Genomic DNA, 15,365 nt, shown 5'->3' on the forward strand with positions numbered 1-15,365 from the left:
CGACAGCTATTTTGGCCGCTTCATCCAGAGCATGGCCGAAATGGCCGGACTGATGGGCGCGGACGTCATTATATCCGGCTTGCAAGATGCGGTGGTTGAGACCCTAGTGGAATTGGGCATGACTTTGCCCAATATCCACGCTGTGCTTGATCTGGATGACGCCCTGGCCTTGAGCCGGGCAGAGCAGCCAAGCACCGGCTTCAGGACAAACAACGGCCTTTTGGGGGATACGTCAGCCAGCCTGAATGGATTTTTTGACGATTCAGCCTTTACCGATATTACGGCAGAGTGGATACCATTTGCAAACCTGACGGAGGTGTAAAATGGCAAACGATTTGTTAGAGCCTGTCCGTTTGCCCATCAACAATCTCATCAACGTGGTCACCAGCCGCCGCCAGGGGATGGAGATGGCCAAAAAATTGGGCTTTTCCCTGCCGGAAGCCACCAAGATTGCCGTGGTTATCTCGGAATTGGCTCGCAATATCACCATGTATGCCGAAAGCGGCATTATTACCTTAATTCCGTACAACGGCGAACGCAAGGGCATGAAAATTATCGCTCAGGATAAAGGCCCCGGCATTGAGGATGTAAACCGGGTTTTGGCCGGCGGCTACACTACCTCCAAAGGATTGGGCATGGGCATCTCCGGCTCCAAAAAAATCATGGACGAATTTGAAATTCAAACAGTGATAGGCGGCGGCACCACCATTAAAGCAGCCAAGTGGCTAAATTAAGATGGCAGACAACATTGGATAACCGCTGATTATGGACTTGCAAGAAACCATTTCTCCTTACCCCTACCCTGGCCACAACCTCCCCACCAGTCAGGCGCCGGAGTTTAAAATTGGCTATGGCGATTACCTGCGCTTTCGCAACCTGGTACAGCAATATAGCGGCCTGTATTTTCCCGAAAAAAAACGGGTTGATTTAGAATCGGGCCTGCTCCGGGCGCTGGACGAGTCCCCCTTTATGCCCATCAACGGCTACTATGATTTAAATAGCTATTACCATCTGCTGGCCGACCCAACCGATCCCGCCGGTCAGGTTGAGATGAATCGCCTGATCAAAAATTTGGCCGTAGGTGAAACCCACTTCTTCCGCGATCAGCCCCAGTTTGATGCCCTGGCCAACCACATCTTGCCGGCGCTCATTGCCCGCAAGCGGGCCGAGGCGGCTGTGGTTGGCCCTGGCCTCCAGCCGCAACTTAGAATTTGGAGCGCCGGCTGCGCCACCGGCGAGGAGCCTTACTCTATTGCTATTTTATTAAAAGAATTGATTCCCGATCTCGATGATTGGCGCATCCTCATCCTGGCCACCGACCTTAATCAAGAGGCCCTGACCCGCGCCCGCGAAGCCGTCTATAGCGATTGGTCGTTCCGCGAACTCAGGGCCAAAATGTTCCGCCCACGTTATTTTAGCCAGGAGTCGAGGCCAGGGATGCTGCCGGACGGATTTCACTCTCCCTTTTCGCGGCTGCGCTATCGCCTGCGCCGCGACATCCGGCAGATGGTCACCTTTGCCCCCCTTAACCTGGCCGAAGATGATTATCCCGCCGTGCATAACTATGCCTACAGTATGGACCTTATTCTCTGCCGGAATGTCACCATTTACTTTACCGAAAAAACCACCCGGCAGATCATCGCCCGTTTTTATAATACCCTGGTTGAGGGCGGCTGGTTGGTGGTTGGCCACTCCGAACCCTGCCTGGTGATTTACCGGGATTTTCACGCGGTCAGTTTTCCCGGCGCGTTGTTTTATCAAAAAACCGGCCGGCCTGCTCCCTGGCCTGAAACCTGGGAATGGTTAGACCGAGATGAGGAAGCAGAGGAGCTTTCCCCCCACTTAAAAAACAGATCCTGCCCAAATTTGTCAACGGAACAATTCCCTTCCGCTATCACTCCTTCCATCGAAACCGACATCATCCTGCCCCCCCCAGATTCCGGACCGCCCCCTCCATCTGATATATCTTTATCACCAGATCCCGGGCCTGATTCCTCTGCTTCCCCATCTTTGTCTGAGCCGGACTCTTACCAAAAAGCCCAGGCTCTGTTGAACCGGGGCTATATCAAAGAAGCCATTGCCGAATTGAACCGCAAATTGACCATTACGCCCGATTTTGCGCCGGCCTATACTCTGCTGGGGCGGGCTTATGCCAACATGGGCCGCTGGGCCGAAGCCCGGCAGTGGTGCCAAAATGCCATTGTGCTGGACAACCTGCAAGCCGAAGCTTACTTTGTACTGGCCCAGGTTCACCAACACCAGAACGACCTTGAGCCGGCCATTAATATCCTCAAAAAAGCCATCTACCTTGAACGGGGCGAACCGCTGTTTCACTTTACCCTGGCCTCCCTTTACAAAAAATCAGGAGACCTGCCCAGAGCGCAGCAATCCTTCAAAAACAGCCTCAGAATTTTGGAAAAGTGGCCGCCCCAACAAATGGTGCCCGATACCGGCGGAGCCACTGCCAGGCATCTATTAGAGATTATCCGGTGGAATTTAGACAACTTAACCGTTAATATTACCCCAGGCCCTACAGGTCTCCCAGACCTCTAGGATGTGCCAGGTATTTGTAAAAGAAAGAAGACCCTATGCCCACCAAATTAAACGCCAAGCAAATAAACCTCTGGTCCAAACTCATTAGCAGCGCCTCCCCCGAAAGCATGCTGGCCATGGCCATGCGGCACACGGCCCACAATCTGGCCGATATGGTGGATCGCCCCATCAGCATTGACAATCTGTGCATTGAAACCTTGCCTATCAGCCGCTTGACCGGCTACGCCGACAATCCTGAAGCCGAAACGGTTGGCATTTACCTGCTGATTGACGAGGAGTTATCCGGGGAAGCGATGTTGATTCTATCCCAGGCCGACGCCATGTACCTGGCCGATTGGCTGTTACAGGCGCGGCCCGGCACCACCACCCGCCTCGGCGAGCTGGAATGTTCGGCCCTGGCCGAATTTGGCAATCTGACGCTCTCGGCCTTTCTCAACGCCGTTGCCGAATTTACCGGCACGCCCTTGCGCCTCTCACCGCCGGCGGTGATGGTGGATATGCTGGCCACCGTTTTTGAAGCAGTGGCCATGTCGGCGGGGTCAACCGTTGATGAATTAATGATTGTCAAAACAGAATTCATGAACGTAGACAGCGACCTCTCGATCCAGTTTTGGGTAATGCCCAACCCGGCTGTCTACTGCTAAAACCGGCAAAGCGAAGGCAATTATGGCTGAAAAATTTCATACCGTCCCTATTGGCGAGATGGTTGTTAGCGCAGAAACCGACGAGGTGCTGGTGGTTTATGGCCTGGGTTCTTGCGTGGTTGTTTGCCTGTACGACCCCGCAGTTCGGGTAGGGGGCATGCTCCATGCCCTGTTACCCACCTCGGCCTCGGATAACAATAGGGCCGGAAAACCCTCTAAATTTGTAGACCAGGGCGTGCCCCTGTTGATTGAGGCCCTGACTGCTTTGGGCGCAAAACCGGAGCGTCTGGTGGCCCAACTATGCGGCGGCATCCAACGCCTCACTACCCCCGGCGCCAACGGCGCTTTGAACATCGGCGAACGTAATGTGCAGGCGGCCCGGACCGCTCTCCACACAGTCGGCCTGGAAATTGGCGCCGAAGCCACCGGCGGGCGCACCGGCCGCACCGTTAAACTTTATATTGCCACCGGCCGGGTGACCGTGCACACTTTGGGGCAGGAAGAAGTTTTGATCAGTCACCCTTAATGCCTATAGGAATTTTTTATGTCTGGAACTATAATGATAGTAGACGACGCCCAGTTTATGCGGGCGCGGCTGGCGGCCTTACTTCACAAGCAAGGTTATCACACTGTTGAGGCCGAGGATGGCGAGGCAGCGGTGCAATCTTACCGTTCCTGTCAGCCCGATGCCGTATTGATGGACATTACTATGCCGCGCAAGGATGGCCTGGCTGCCCTGGCCGAAATCTGCCGGTTTGACCCCCAGGCCAAAGTGATTATGCTGACCGCCTTGAGCCAGCAAGCCATGGTTTTGCTGGCCATGAAAGCCGGAGCCAGGGATTTTTTGGTTAAACCCTATAACCCGGAGCGGTTACTAAGAACTTTAAAAAGAGTGTTGGGGTAAGTAAGTATCACATGGACGCGCCATCACTCTCTACCCCAGCCAAAGAGAAATCCTTGGTGGTGGTCAATTGGCCCATGAGTTTGGAAACCACCCGCACAGAATTAAGCAAGGCCCAACGACGCTTGGAGCAATATCAAGCCGCTTTGCGCCTGGCCAATATTGAAATCGAGCGGCGCAATCGGGGTATTATTGCCTTAACTACCCTGGCCTACCAGGCCAACCGCGTCGCCAATCCGGCCGATTTGCTCAGGCTGGCCTTGAGCCAGGCCCTGGAAACCACCCGCGCTCCCGTTGGCGCCATTGTCCTCATTGATACAGAAACCAAAGAATTGATCCTGGCCGCTTATAAGGGCCTGACTTCCCCCTTTGCCAACATTCTGAGCGGGCAAGAATTAGAGGCCGGAGCCGTCTCGCTTATGCCGCACCTGGCGGCCGGCGCCGGCGCGCTGCTGGAACTCGATACCGCCGAGGATGAAACCGAACGGCTGTTGCTAACTACGGCCCAACTGACCAGTTTGGTCAGCCTCCCCCTGCAACTTGGCCCGCGCCTGATGGGCGCGCTGCTGGTTGGTCTTAAAGACAAACGCGCCTTCAAGCCCGATGAATTGTATGTTTTGATGGCCATGAGCCGGGAAGTGGCCATTGCCCTGGAGAGTTTGCACCTGCGCGACGGCCTCTGGCACACCGTTGAAACCCTGCTGGGGATGGAAAGCGGCAATCTGGACCTGGCCGTGGTGGAGCAGGCCAATTTAGACACCGAGCTGGTTGCGCCCATAGAGTTGTCCCCCCCTGTACCCACGCCCCCCGAATCCAGCGCAGACGATTTAGAGCAACTCCTGGCGGCCATGATGGAGGCCGAAACCGAAGTTCAACAACATAATACCGACCTGCTCACCCTTAACACCATCACTGAAATGATGAACAGCACCCTTGACCTCAAACAGATTTTGCAGCGCACGGTTGACCAAACCCGGGCCATGCTGCAAACCGACGCGGTTTGGCTTTATTTGCTTGATGACCGCAACCAGTTAGAGATGAGGGCTTATACCGGTCTCTCCATAGAATACGTGCGGGGCATGCAGCACCTCAAACCGGAAGACGGCATCGAGGGGCGGGTGGCGGTGGTCAAAAAGCCTCTTTTTGTGGAGTCCGTGGCCAGGGACACGCACCGGCACAAAATTTGGGTGGATAAAGAAAAACTGCACGCCCTGGCCGCCGTGCCTATTACCCGGCCAGAGCTAACCGTCTGGCCCGGCCCGGCTAACGGCGAATCAACCGCACCGGCGGGCCAGGCCGGCGCTCATGTATTGGGCGTGCTGGCCACCGGCAAGCGCGACCCGCAGGCCCAACCCTGGAATCCGCGCGAAATCCGGCTGCTCACCTCCATTGCCAATCAGGTGGCCCTGGCCATTGACAACGCCCGGCTCTACGCCCAGGTGCAAGAAGGCGAAACCGGCCTGCGTGTGGGCAACGAGGTGCTGCGCTCCATCAATGACATGATGCTGGAAAAAAACGCTTACCTGGAAGGTTTTATCCAGGACGACCTGCTCCCTGCCCTTACCCACGCCGGCCAGGGTTTACAGGGCCTGCTGGCCGAAAATCCAAATCCCCTGGCCGACGGCCAAAAGCAGCAGGTAGCCGAGCTGCAAGAAATCATCTACCACCTGAGCGAACTGGCCCGGGAAACCCACGAAGTGAGCGCGGCCCTGGATACCGAGTTCAACCAGGCCATTGACCGCGAGCGTAGTCTGGATTACGCCGGTTCGGCGCGTCCCCCCCGGCTGCAAAAAAGCAGCCCCGCAGAAAAACCGGCCTCCCCCGGCGAAACAAACAACAATGGCGACCATCCGGCCTCCCCTCTGCCCGGTTCCGGGAACAGCGCCAAACCGATGAGTTTTGAAGAGGCCGTCGCCGCCGGCCTGGTTCCCGCCCATATCGTCAACAAAGAAAAGAAGTCATAAAGCCCGGCCAAAACCAGCACCAATTTTGACAATCAAGCTACAGCCGCAAAGATCAATTTTTTATTCCCAAGGTCAATAAATCCCTTACCGGGGAATCAGGCTGCGCAACTGCCGGATATTTTCCGCCACCGAAGCCTGATTATTAAAAATGGCCGAGCCGGCCACCAGCACCGTGGCCCCGGCCCCCACAATTTCAGGAACGGTTTCCGAGTTGACCCCCCCATCCACTTCTATCTCGGCTGGCGAGCCGATGTCATCCAGCATTTGGCGCAGGCGGGCAATTTTGCCGGTGCTGCCGGGAATGTAAACCTGCCCTCCATAACCGGGATTAACCGACATGATCAACACCAGGTCTACCTGGGGCAGTATCTCTACCAGAGTAGAAAGAGGCGTGGCAGGATTAAGCGTGACTCCCGGTTGGCAACCCAATTCTTGAATTAGCTGGACCGTGCGATGCAAATGGGGGCAGGTTTCTACATGCACCGTCATTCTGTCGGCCCCGGCCTCGGCAAAAGCAGCCAAATAACGGTCGGGGGTTTCCATCATCAAATGAACATCTATGGTCAGGTTAGTTACCGAACGAACGGCGCTAACGATAAGCGGGCCAAAGGTAAGATTGGGCACAAAGTGGCCATCCATAATGTCAACATGAATCCAATCCCCGCCGCCGGCCTCGGCCTCTTGTATTTGTTCGCCCAGGCGGGTAAAATCGGCGGAAAGAATGGAAGGGACAAGTTTGACTTGTTTCATTATGGGTATTTCCTTTCCTGTATCACCGATGATGATATTCTATTATCGCTCCACGGCGAGTCCCTGTCAAACTTCTTTTTGAACTTGCGCAATTGACTTTGCCGGGTATGATGTATTTAGTCAAGGTTAAGGCAGGAGAAGATTATGGCCCCAAAGAATAAATATTTTTTTCTGCTCATCAGCCTGCTGCTTGGGCTTACTGGGGTGGGGGTAGGCTGCCAGGTTTTTGGCTATGAATACAAAGGCTCGGTAATAGACCCCCCCCTGCCGCTGCCCAATTTTGAATTGATGGCCGCCAACGGCCAACCCTTTCGCTTGAGCGAGGTGGAAGGCGACCTGGCCCTGCTCTATTTTGGCTACACTTACTGCCCCGATGTTTGCCCGCTGACCCTGAGCGAGGTTAAAAAGGCCCTGACCAGTTTGGAAAACGGCCGGGAACGGGTCCACGTTATCTTCATTTCCGTTGACCCGGAGCGAGACACCCCGGCCGTATTGTCCAAATATATGGCCGCTTTTGGCCCGGAATTTACCGGCCTCACCGATGATTTTGAGCGGGTGCAGGCCGTTATGCAACCTTATGGCGCCTATGCCGAAAAGCAAGCAGTGCCAGACTCGGCGCTGGGCTACCTGGTCAATCACACCGCCCGCCTGTACCTGGTTGACCCGCAACGCAATTTAATATTAACCTATCCCTTTGGCTTTACCGCCGCCGACCTGCGCAGCGACCTGGCCTATTTGCTTCGCCAGGAAAGCCGCCAGTAACTATTCAGCCTCCATGTCATTAGCGATAGCGAGGAATCTCTTTGAGGTGGTGGTTAAAAGTTGCCAGACTTTGGTTCACTTTGAGCGCAAGGAGATTTCTCCCTTCGGTCGAAATGACATGCCTGAACAGTTGCAACCGCTAATTAGCAGACCTTATCTGAGACACATCCAAGGGAGATTATTATGGTGAAAAAACATTTGTGGTTACTGGCAGCATTGTTTATTTTGATAACCGTTCTGGCCGCCCAATGTGGCGCGGCCCGGCCAGACGGCCTGCAAATCAAAGTAGTGGAACCCTGGGCCAGGTCATCGCCAATGGTGGCCGGCAATGGGGCCGTGTTTATGGAATTAATCAATGAAGGCGATACTGACGATACCCTGCTTGGGGCTGAAACCGATCTGGCCGCGGTGGTTGAATTGCATGAAACCACAATGGAGGGGGACATGATGAAAATGAACCCCGTCTCCAAAATTGAAGTGCCGGCCGGCGGCTCGGTCAGGCTTGAGCCGGGCGGGTTACACCTTATGCTCATTAACTTGCGGCAAGAATTGGTGCCGGGGGAAAAGGTCAAACTGATCCTTAACTTTGAAATTTCCGAGCCCCTAACCATAGAGGCCGAAATCCGGGAAATGGGCGCGGAGATGAGCCATTAACCGGCACACTCATCTGCCCAGCGGTAAAACCGTTTGCGAATACCGGCCTAAAACTCCTGGCCGGAATTATCCTGAAAAACAAGAGACTTTGTTTGTTCCAGTTTCCGTTTTACGGCCAGGTTGACCTCTTTGTAACATTCTCCCTGTTCTTATTAAGAACGAATCACGTTGGCCACTTCAGCCAAACGATTGAATAATTCACCCTCGATGGGCAGATGCAACACCTGGGCAATCACCTGGGTCCAGCCGTGCAAAAAGTACACCCAACCATCTTCTACCCTGAGATTGCGTGACTCTGTTTGTCTGAGGGCTTGTTGTATAAAATCCAGTTCGCCCCGATAGTTGAACTCCCAGGCAATTCCGTTTTGGGGAAACATCGCCTCATCGGTGAGGGGGGAGCCAGGCGTATCTTTACCCATGCCGGTGGCATTAATGACGATACTGCCGGCCGGCAGACCGGCTATGATTTCATCATTGCGCCGGGGATTGCTGTTTAAGATGTACTCCACCTGGATGTCGGTAGGATACTGCTCAACCATTCGCCGCATGTGGTCCAGGCGCGGCTGCGAGCGATTGACCGCAATAAATCGCTCCGGCCGGTCTCCTTTATCTTTTTTATTGATCAAGTGCAATAACGTAGCCAGGGCCGAGCCGCCTGCGCCCAAGCATAACACCTGGCCCTGGGCGCGGGCAAAATAGTTTTTGCCCACAATGGAGTCCATACTCAGGCCGGCGGTAACGGGGTCTTTGGCATGCCCTTCCAACCGGCCGGCCCGTTTGGAAATAGAAGAAAGTTCGTGCGTGGTGCGGGCGTAGGGGTCCAGGTAGTCAAACATATCTTCCGCCGCGGCGTACACGTCCATTTTGTGGGTGGTCACCAGCGCCCCCAACGATAGCGGATCATCCCTGATTTGGGCCACGCTGGCCCGGTAAGCTTCCGGCGCATCGTGGAGGGGGTGGTCTATGCCTTCAATCACCACCTGGGGCCGGCCCAACTCCTTCATCCACCGGGGAAACACCTTCATAATTAAAGATTGGCCGGTGGTGACGCCGATAAAATAAAACGTGGGCACTTTTTTTTTGATTATTTTGGATGTGGACATAACCAAGACCCGGTATGGTTTTAGCGCAAGGATTATGTTTTTCCACGCGGGCGCCAGCGCGGGTTATCTACAATTTTGGGCCGGCCATTTTCTTCAATAACAAGCTTGCGAAACCCCTGCGTTTCAATAGTGCCGTAATCGTGCCCGGCGTGGGCCGGATAGACAAAAAAAGTAACCAAATCTTCAGCGCCCGTATTCACCGAGCGGTGCGCCCACCGGGGCGGAACGTAAAGCACCTTGGCCGGCCGCAATTCCGCCACAGACCAATCGCCCTCGGGTGTTTCCATCACTATCATGCCTTCGCCCTGCAAACAATAATACACTTCGGCTGTTTCCAAAACGGTGTGAAAATGGCCTTTGGTCATGAAATATTCGTTGCCCACTTGGCCGGGGTGCAGCACCGACAGGCCACTGAGTAGTTCGCCGGCAATTTCCGGCCGTCTGGTTTCGTACACTTCGTAGAGCAACGTGTCGTTTTTGGCCAGCATGGCGGCGTAGGCGGCCTGATCCAAATACTGGCCCTTCATTGCGGACAAGGTGCGTTTAATATGGGCATCATATTTATCCAGGGTTGCTTGGGCCAGGTTAATGCCAAAGGTAAAGGGGACATCTTTTGAGGGTTTCATAGAAGTTTCTCCGCCTTTATTTTTGGGATGTTTCCGTTGTCATAGGTGTGATGATAAGACGGCAATAATTTTTTGTCAAAACGCCGCCGGTTCGCCGGTTCGCCCGTTTGACGAAGTAATTGTCCGGCGTTACAATGGCCGTAATTTTTCATAATAAGGAGACAGCCCGCATGAATTACGGCTACTTTGACGACCAGGCCAAAGAATACATTATCACCCGCCCCGATACTCCCCTTTCGTGGAGCAATTACCTGGGTTCCACCGAATACGGGGCCATCATTACCAACAACGCCGGCGGCTACGGTTTTTACCAATCCGGCGCGCGAGGCCGCTTTATGCGTTTGCTCTTTAACGGCGTGCCCATGGACCAGCCGGGTCGCTACTTTTACCTGCGCGATGGCGACAGCGGCGATTACTGGTCGGCTTCCTGGCAGCCGGTGGGCAAACCGCTCAGCCAATACCGGTCCACCTGCCGCCACGGCACGGCCTATACCATCTTTAATTCGCGCTACGCCGGCATCATGGCCGAAACCACCTACTTTGTCCCCCTGGGCCAAACCTTTGAGTATTGGCGGCTAAAACTCACCAACCAATCAGACCACCCGCGCCGCATTTCGGTTTTTACTTTTTGCGAGTTTACCAATCAGTGGGACACCCGCCAGGACCAGGTAAATCTGCAATATTCCCTCTTTATTGTGCGCGGCGAGTTGGCCGACGGGCTGCTGCGCGTGGCTATCCAGGATAATCTGGCCTCCGGCCGGGACGACGCCTTGCTTGACGACATCGCCCGCCACTGTTGGATGGCCCTGGTTGGCGCGCCGTTGGCCGGATACGATACCAGCCGCGAGGCTTTCATCGGCCCGTATCGCAGCTATCACAATCCCCTGGCCGTGGAGCAGGGCCGTTGCCGCAACAGCAACACCTATGGCGATAACGCCTGCGGCGCGCTACAAACCGAGCTGGCCCTTCAGCCGGGCGAAACGCGCGAGCTACTGGTAATGTTGGGCATTGGCGACGCGCGCACCGTGGGCCAACGCACGGTGGCCGAGTTTGGCGCGCCGGACCGGGCCGAAGCCGAATTGCAAAAACTAAAGGATGACTGGCACGCCAAATTGGGCAGCCTGGTGGTGGAAACGCCGGACGAAGAACTGAACCACACCATCAATGTGTGGGGGCTTTACAACTGCCTGATCACCTTTGCCTGGTCGCGGGCGGCCAGCCTGGTTTACAACGGCGAGCGGGACGGTTTGGGTTTCCGCGATTCGGTGCAGGATATTTTGGGGGTGGTGGCCGCCATCCCGGAAGAAGCCCGCCGGCGGCTGGAACTGCTGCTCACGGGCCAATTGGCCAACGGCGGGGCCATGCCCATTGTTAAACCCTTTGACCACCAGCCCGGCCGGGAAACAGGCCCCGATCCCGCCGAATACCGTTCCGACGACTGCCTCTGGTTTTTTAACGCCATTCCGGCCTACGTGGGTGAAACCGGAAACCTGGACTTTTACCATAAAGTGCTGCCCTACGCCGACCAGGGCGAGGCCACTGTTTTGGGCCACCTGCGCCGCGCCCTGGAATTCAACTTGGAGCGCCTGGGCCGGCACGGCCTGCCCTGCGGCCTGGCCGCCGATTGGAACGACTGCTTGCGGCTTGGCTACTACGGCGAAAGCCTGTTTGTGGCCTTTCAGGTGCGTTTGGGCCTGACCATTTACGCCGAAATTGCCAACCGGCTCGGCCAGCCCGACGAAGCTGCCTGGGCACTGGACCGGCGTGAAAAAATGGAGGCCAGCATCCAGGCCTGCGCCTGGGACGGCGATTGGTTTATCTGGGCCATCGGCGAAGACGGCGCCGTGTATGGCACGCGCCATTATGCCGAAGGCCAGGTTTATTTGAATACGCAGCTCTGGTCCGTGATCAGCGGAACGGCCACCGCTGCCCAGGCTCAACGTTGTATGGAAACTGTGCAGCAGCGCCTGGCCACGCCCTACGGCTTGATGCTCTGCGCCCCGCCTTTTGTCAAAACGCCCATTGACGTGATGCGGGCCGTGGTTTTTAACCCCGGCATCAAAGAAAACGCCGGCGTCTTCAACCATACCCAGGGCTGGGGCGTAATGGCCGAGTGCCTGCTGGGCCACGGCGACCTGGCCTACGAATATTACCGGGCCTCGATGCCCGCGGCCTACAATGACCAAGCCGAACTGCGCCAGGTTGAGCCTTACGTGCAGTGCCAAACCACGTATTCCACTTTTTCGCCGCGCCCCGGCAACGGCCGCACTTCGTGGCTCACCGGCGCGGCAGCCTGGGCCTACTTTAGCGCCACGCAGTACATTCTGGGCCTCCAGCCGGAGCCGGACGGCCTGCGCCTTGATCCCTGCATTCCCCATACCTGGGCCGGGTTTAAGGCTACACGGCGTTTTCGCGGTTGTGTTGTTCAAATTGAGGTCAAAAATCCTAACCGGGTCTGCCGGGGGGTCAAATTGCTAACCCTCAACGGCGAAACGCTGCCCGGCAACCTTGTTCCGGCAGACAGGCTGGCCGAACAAAATGTGGTTGAAGTGGTGCTGGGCTGAGGGTACAGAATGTCTCAACGCCGGCAGAATAAAAAGCGAGGTGACAGTCACTTTGTAAGTGACTGTCACCTCTGGGCCGTGCGTAAGTTCTAAAAGTCCCTGCGCCAATCAAATCCGGCGCAGGGACTTTTTTCCAGAAGAATCAAAACCACACCGTGATGGTTACTTGGGGCAGGTTTTGGGCCGGCCCTTATTTGCTGTCAACCGTTTCACTGGCCGGCACTTCTACCACCAGCTCATCTTTTTTGATGAACACTAATCCCTCATTTTCACTGTAATCCACAATCACGGTATCGTGGGGCTTGAACTCGCCCCGCAGCAATTTAACAGACAGCGGCGACTCTACCTGCTTTTGCAAGGTACGGCGCAACGGGCGCGCGCCAAAGGCCGGATCATAGCCCTGTTCGGCCAGCCAGACACGGGCGGAATCGGTGAGTTCAATAGTGATACCATGTTCACCCAAACGGCCCGCAATTTCCTTCATCTGCAAATCAACAATTTGGGTCACCTGCTCTTTGGTGAGGGTGTGGAAGATGATGATTTCATCAATCCGATTCAAAAACTCGGGCCGGAAGTGCTGGCGCAGCGCGTCTTGAATATCACCTTTGAGGCGCGAGTCGTCAAACGTGCCCTGGTCGCCCGTTTGCCGGAAACCCAGGGTGCCGCCTTTGGCCCCAAAGGCAGTGCCCACATTGCTGGTCATAATGACCACGGTATTGGTGAAGTTAACGTTGTGGCCGTGACCGTCGGTTAAACGGCCTTCCTCTAAAATTTGCAGCAGCGCGTTCCAAACATCGGGATGGGCCTTTTCAATCTCGTCAAACAGCACCACCTGGTAAGGCCGGCGACGGACCGCCTCGGTCAGTTGGCCGCCCTCGTCGTAGCCGACGTACCCCGGGGGCGCGCCAAACAGGCGGCTCACGGTGTGCCCTTCTCGATATTCGCTCATGTCAATGCGCAGCAAGGCATCCTCGTCGTCAAACAAAAACCAGGCCAGGGTTTTGGCCAGTTCGGTTTTGCCCACCCCGGAACTGCCCAGGAAAAGGAAACTGCCGGTGGGGCGGCGCGGGTCTTTGAGGCCGGAACGGGCGCGGCGAATGGCATCGCTGATGGCCACAATGGCCTCTTCCTGGCCGATAACGCGCTCGTGGAGGGCCTGCTCCATCCCCAGTAATTTTTCGGCCTCGGTTTGCAGCATGTCGTGCAAGGGAATGCCGGTCCAACTGGAGACCACTTCGGCAATGTCGCCCACTTCCACCACTTCGTCCAGGTTTTTCTCCTGACGCCAACCGGCATGCTCTTGCTCAAACTCTTCTTCCAGGCGCAATCGCTCGGCTTTGATTTCGGCGGCGCGTTCCCACTCTTGTTTTTGTCCGGCCTCAACCTCTTCATTCTTTAGTTTGTTGAGTTCTTTCTTTTTGTGCTTCAGGTTATCCGGCATGGAGTAAATGGCAATGCGCAATTTGCTGGCGGCCTCGTCAATCAGGTCAATGGCTTTGTCGGGCAGGTGACGGTCCGACACGTAACGACTGGAAAGCCGGGCGGCGGCGCTGAGAGCCTCGTCGGTGTAGGTGATGTTATGATGTTCCTCGTAACGGTGTTTGAGACCGCGCAACATCTCAATGGTCTCTTCCACGGTTGGTTCGTCCACAAACACCGGCGCAAAACGGCGCTCCAGGGCCGGGTCTTTTTCAATGTATTTGCGAAATTCGTCCAGCGTGGTGGCCCCAATGCAGCGCAGTTCGCCGCGGGCCAGGGGCGGCTTCATCATATTGCTGGCGTCAACCGCGCCCTGGGCTGCGCCCGCGCCCACCACAGTGTGCAGTTCGTCAATAAAGAGGATGATCTCGCCGCCGGCCTTTTGGATTTCTTCCAGGGTATTTTTGAGACGCTCTTCAAACTCGCCCCTAAACCGGGAGCCGGCAATCATTGCGCCCAGGTCCAGGCTGACCACCTTTTTACCCATCAGAATTTCAGGTACGTCGTCGTTAATAATTTTTTGGGCCAATCCTTCTACAATGGCCGTTTTGCCCACCCCCGCCTCGCCGATGAGCACCGGGTTGTTTTTGGTGCGGCGCGAAAGCACCTGGATCAAGCGCAAAATTTCATCATCGCGGCCAATCACGGGGTCAAGTTTGTCTTCGGCGGCCATTGCGGTCAGGTCGCGGCTAAACTTTTCCAGGGTGCGATAGCGGCTTTCGGCGTGCGGGGTGGTTACTTTTTGGCCGCCCCGGATTTCTTCAACCATATCGGCCGCTCTGGCTTTGGTCACCCCCGCTTCCTGCAAAATCCGGGCGCTGGGCGTATTTTTTTCGTCGCAGATAGCCAGCAGCAAATGCTCGGTAGAGATATACTCATCCTGCATGGTTTTGGCTTCTTCTTGGGCATTGTCCAGCACTCGTTTTAAACGAGGCGTAATGTAGACCTGCCCCACCGCAATATTAACCGAACCACCCACCCTGGGGGCAGCCGAGAGAATCCGGTCCAATTGGTCCATCAACATTTCCGGCTCGACGCCCATTTTTTCAAATATCTCCGGCACCAGCCCATTGGGCTGCTCCAGCAAAGCCAAAAAAAAGTGTTCGGTATCGGCCTGGGTATGCTGATACCGTTGCAAAATTTCGTAGGCTCGCATGGCTGCGTCCTGGGCGCGTTCGGTGAATCTATCAAAACGCATCATGGTAAATTACCTCATAACTACTATACTGAGATTAGTTTGAAACCATTACTTTCAGTAACAATGGCGGATATGTCATTCGACGCCGCTACGCTTACAGGAGAAATCTCCTCGAAACCGTACCTTTAGAAGGAGATTTCTCGGCTTATGGCCTCGAAATGACATTC

14 protein-coding genes are annotated in these 15,365 nt (G+C 55.5%); 10 read left to right on the plus strand and 4 right to left on the minus strand.

Annotated features, from left to right (window positions below):
* From JW953_10740 to JW953_10770, 7 genes are all read left to right on the plus strand, one after another.
* Positions 1 to 322 (plus strand): hypothetical protein (locus JW953_10740; protein ID MBN1993170.1); only part of this gene is annotated, 322 nt, incomplete at its 5' end.
* A 1-nt stretch (position 323) separates the two neighbouring features.
* Positions 324 to 734, plus strand: a complete 411-nt coding sequence (locus tag JW953_10745; protein ID MBN1993171.1) for an anti-sigma regulatory factor — start codon at positions 324 to 326, stop codon at positions 732 to 734.
* Positions 735 to 765: 31 nt separating this feature from the next.
* Complete coding sequence (locus JW953_10750) at positions 766 to 2,553, plus strand: tetratricopeptide repeat protein (GenBank protein MBN1993172.1); 1,788 nt, start codon at positions 766 to 768, stop codon at positions 2,551 to 2,553.
* Between the two features lie 35 nt (positions 2,554 to 2,588).
* Entirely contained in the window at positions 2,589 to 3,197 is a 609-nt protein-coding gene (locus JW953_10755; GenBank protein ID MBN1993173.1) for a chemotaxis protein CheC, read from the plus strand.
* Positions 3,198 to 3,219: 22 nt separating this feature from the next.
* A complete protein-coding gene (locus JW953_10760) occupies positions 3,220 to 3,723 on the plus strand; it encodes a chemotaxis protein CheD (protein ID MBN1993174.1) in 504 nt (167 codons plus the stop codon).
* 18 nt (positions 3,724 to 3,741) lie between these two features.
* The gene (locus tag JW953_10765; GenBank protein ID MBN1993175.1) at positions 3,742 to 4,101 is read left to right on the plus strand and encodes a response regulator; all 360 of its coding nucleotides are present in this window, start codon (positions 3,742 to 3,744) and stop codon (positions 4,099 to 4,101) included.
* 11 nt (positions 4,102 to 4,112) lie between these two features.
* Positions 4,113 to 6,062 carry a GAF domain-containing protein gene (locus tag JW953_10770; protein MBN1993176.1) on the plus strand — a complete coding sequence of 650 codons (1,950 nt, stop codon included), beginning with the start codon at positions 4,113 to 4,115 and terminating at the stop codon, positions 6,060 to 6,062.
* A gap of 84 nt (positions 6,063 to 6,146) precedes the next feature.
* Here the strand turns inward: JW953_10770 and JW953_10775 are convergent, their stop codons facing one another.
* On the minus strand, positions 6,147 to 6,812 hold the full coding sequence (locus JW953_10775) for a ribulose-phosphate 3-epimerase (GenBank protein ID MBN1993177.1): 666 nt from the start codon (positions 6,810 to 6,812) through the stop codon (positions 6,147 to 6,149).
* A gap of 144 nt (positions 6,813 to 6,956) precedes the next feature.
* Here JW953_10775 and JW953_10780 point away from each other — a divergent pair, with 144 nt between their 5' ends.
* Both JW953_10780 and JW953_10785 read left to right on the plus strand, forming a co-directional pair.
* On the plus strand, positions 6,957 to 7,574 hold the full coding sequence (locus JW953_10780; protein ID MBN1993178.1) for an SCO family protein: 618 nt from the start codon (positions 6,957 to 6,959) through the stop codon (positions 7,572 to 7,574).
* A 183-nt stretch (positions 7,575 to 7,757) separates the two neighbouring features.
* Entirely contained in the window at positions 7,758 to 8,228 is a 471-nt protein-coding gene (locus JW953_10785) for a copper chaperone PCu(A)C (GenBank protein MBN1993179.1), read from the plus strand.
* A 152-nt stretch (positions 8,229 to 8,380) separates the two neighbouring features.
* Here JW953_10785 and JW953_10790 read toward each other — a convergent pair whose 3' ends face one another.
* Positions 8,381 to 9,331, minus strand: coding sequence for a shikimate dehydrogenase (locus tag JW953_10790; GenBank protein ID MBN1993180.1), 951 nt, complete (start codon positions 9,329 to 9,331; stop codon positions 8,381 to 8,383).
* Between the two features lie 32 nt (positions 9,332 to 9,363).
* Positions 9,364 to 9,957 (minus strand): glucose-6-phosphate isomerase, encoded by a 594-nt coding sequence (locus JW953_10795; GenBank protein MBN1993181.1) that lies wholly within the window; start codon positions 9,955 to 9,957, stop codon positions 9,364 to 9,366.
* Between the two features lie 170 nt (positions 9,958 to 10,127).
* On the opposite strand from JW953_10795, the gene JW953_10800 reads away from it, so the two are divergent.
* Positions 10,128 to 12,521 carry a N,N'-diacetylchitobiose phosphorylase gene (locus JW953_10800; GenBank protein ID MBN1993182.1) on the plus strand — a complete coding sequence of 798 codons (2,394 nt, stop codon included), beginning with the start codon at positions 10,128 to 10,130 and terminating at the stop codon, positions 12,519 to 12,521.
* Between the two features lie 190 nt (positions 12,522 to 12,711).
* Here JW953_10800 and JW953_10805 read toward each other — a convergent pair whose 3' ends face one another.
* Positions 12,712 to 15,198: an AAA family ATPase gene (locus JW953_10805; protein MBN1993183.1), complete on the minus strand. Its 2,487-nt coding sequence runs from the start codon at positions 15,196 to 15,198 to the stop codon at positions 12,712 to 12,714.
* Positions 15,199 to 15,365: the final 167 nt, after the last annotated feature.

This window comes from Anaerolineae bacterium (assembly GCA_016931895.1).
Classification (GTDB): domain Bacteria; phylum Chloroflexota; class Anaerolineae; order 4572-78; family J111; genus JAFGNV01.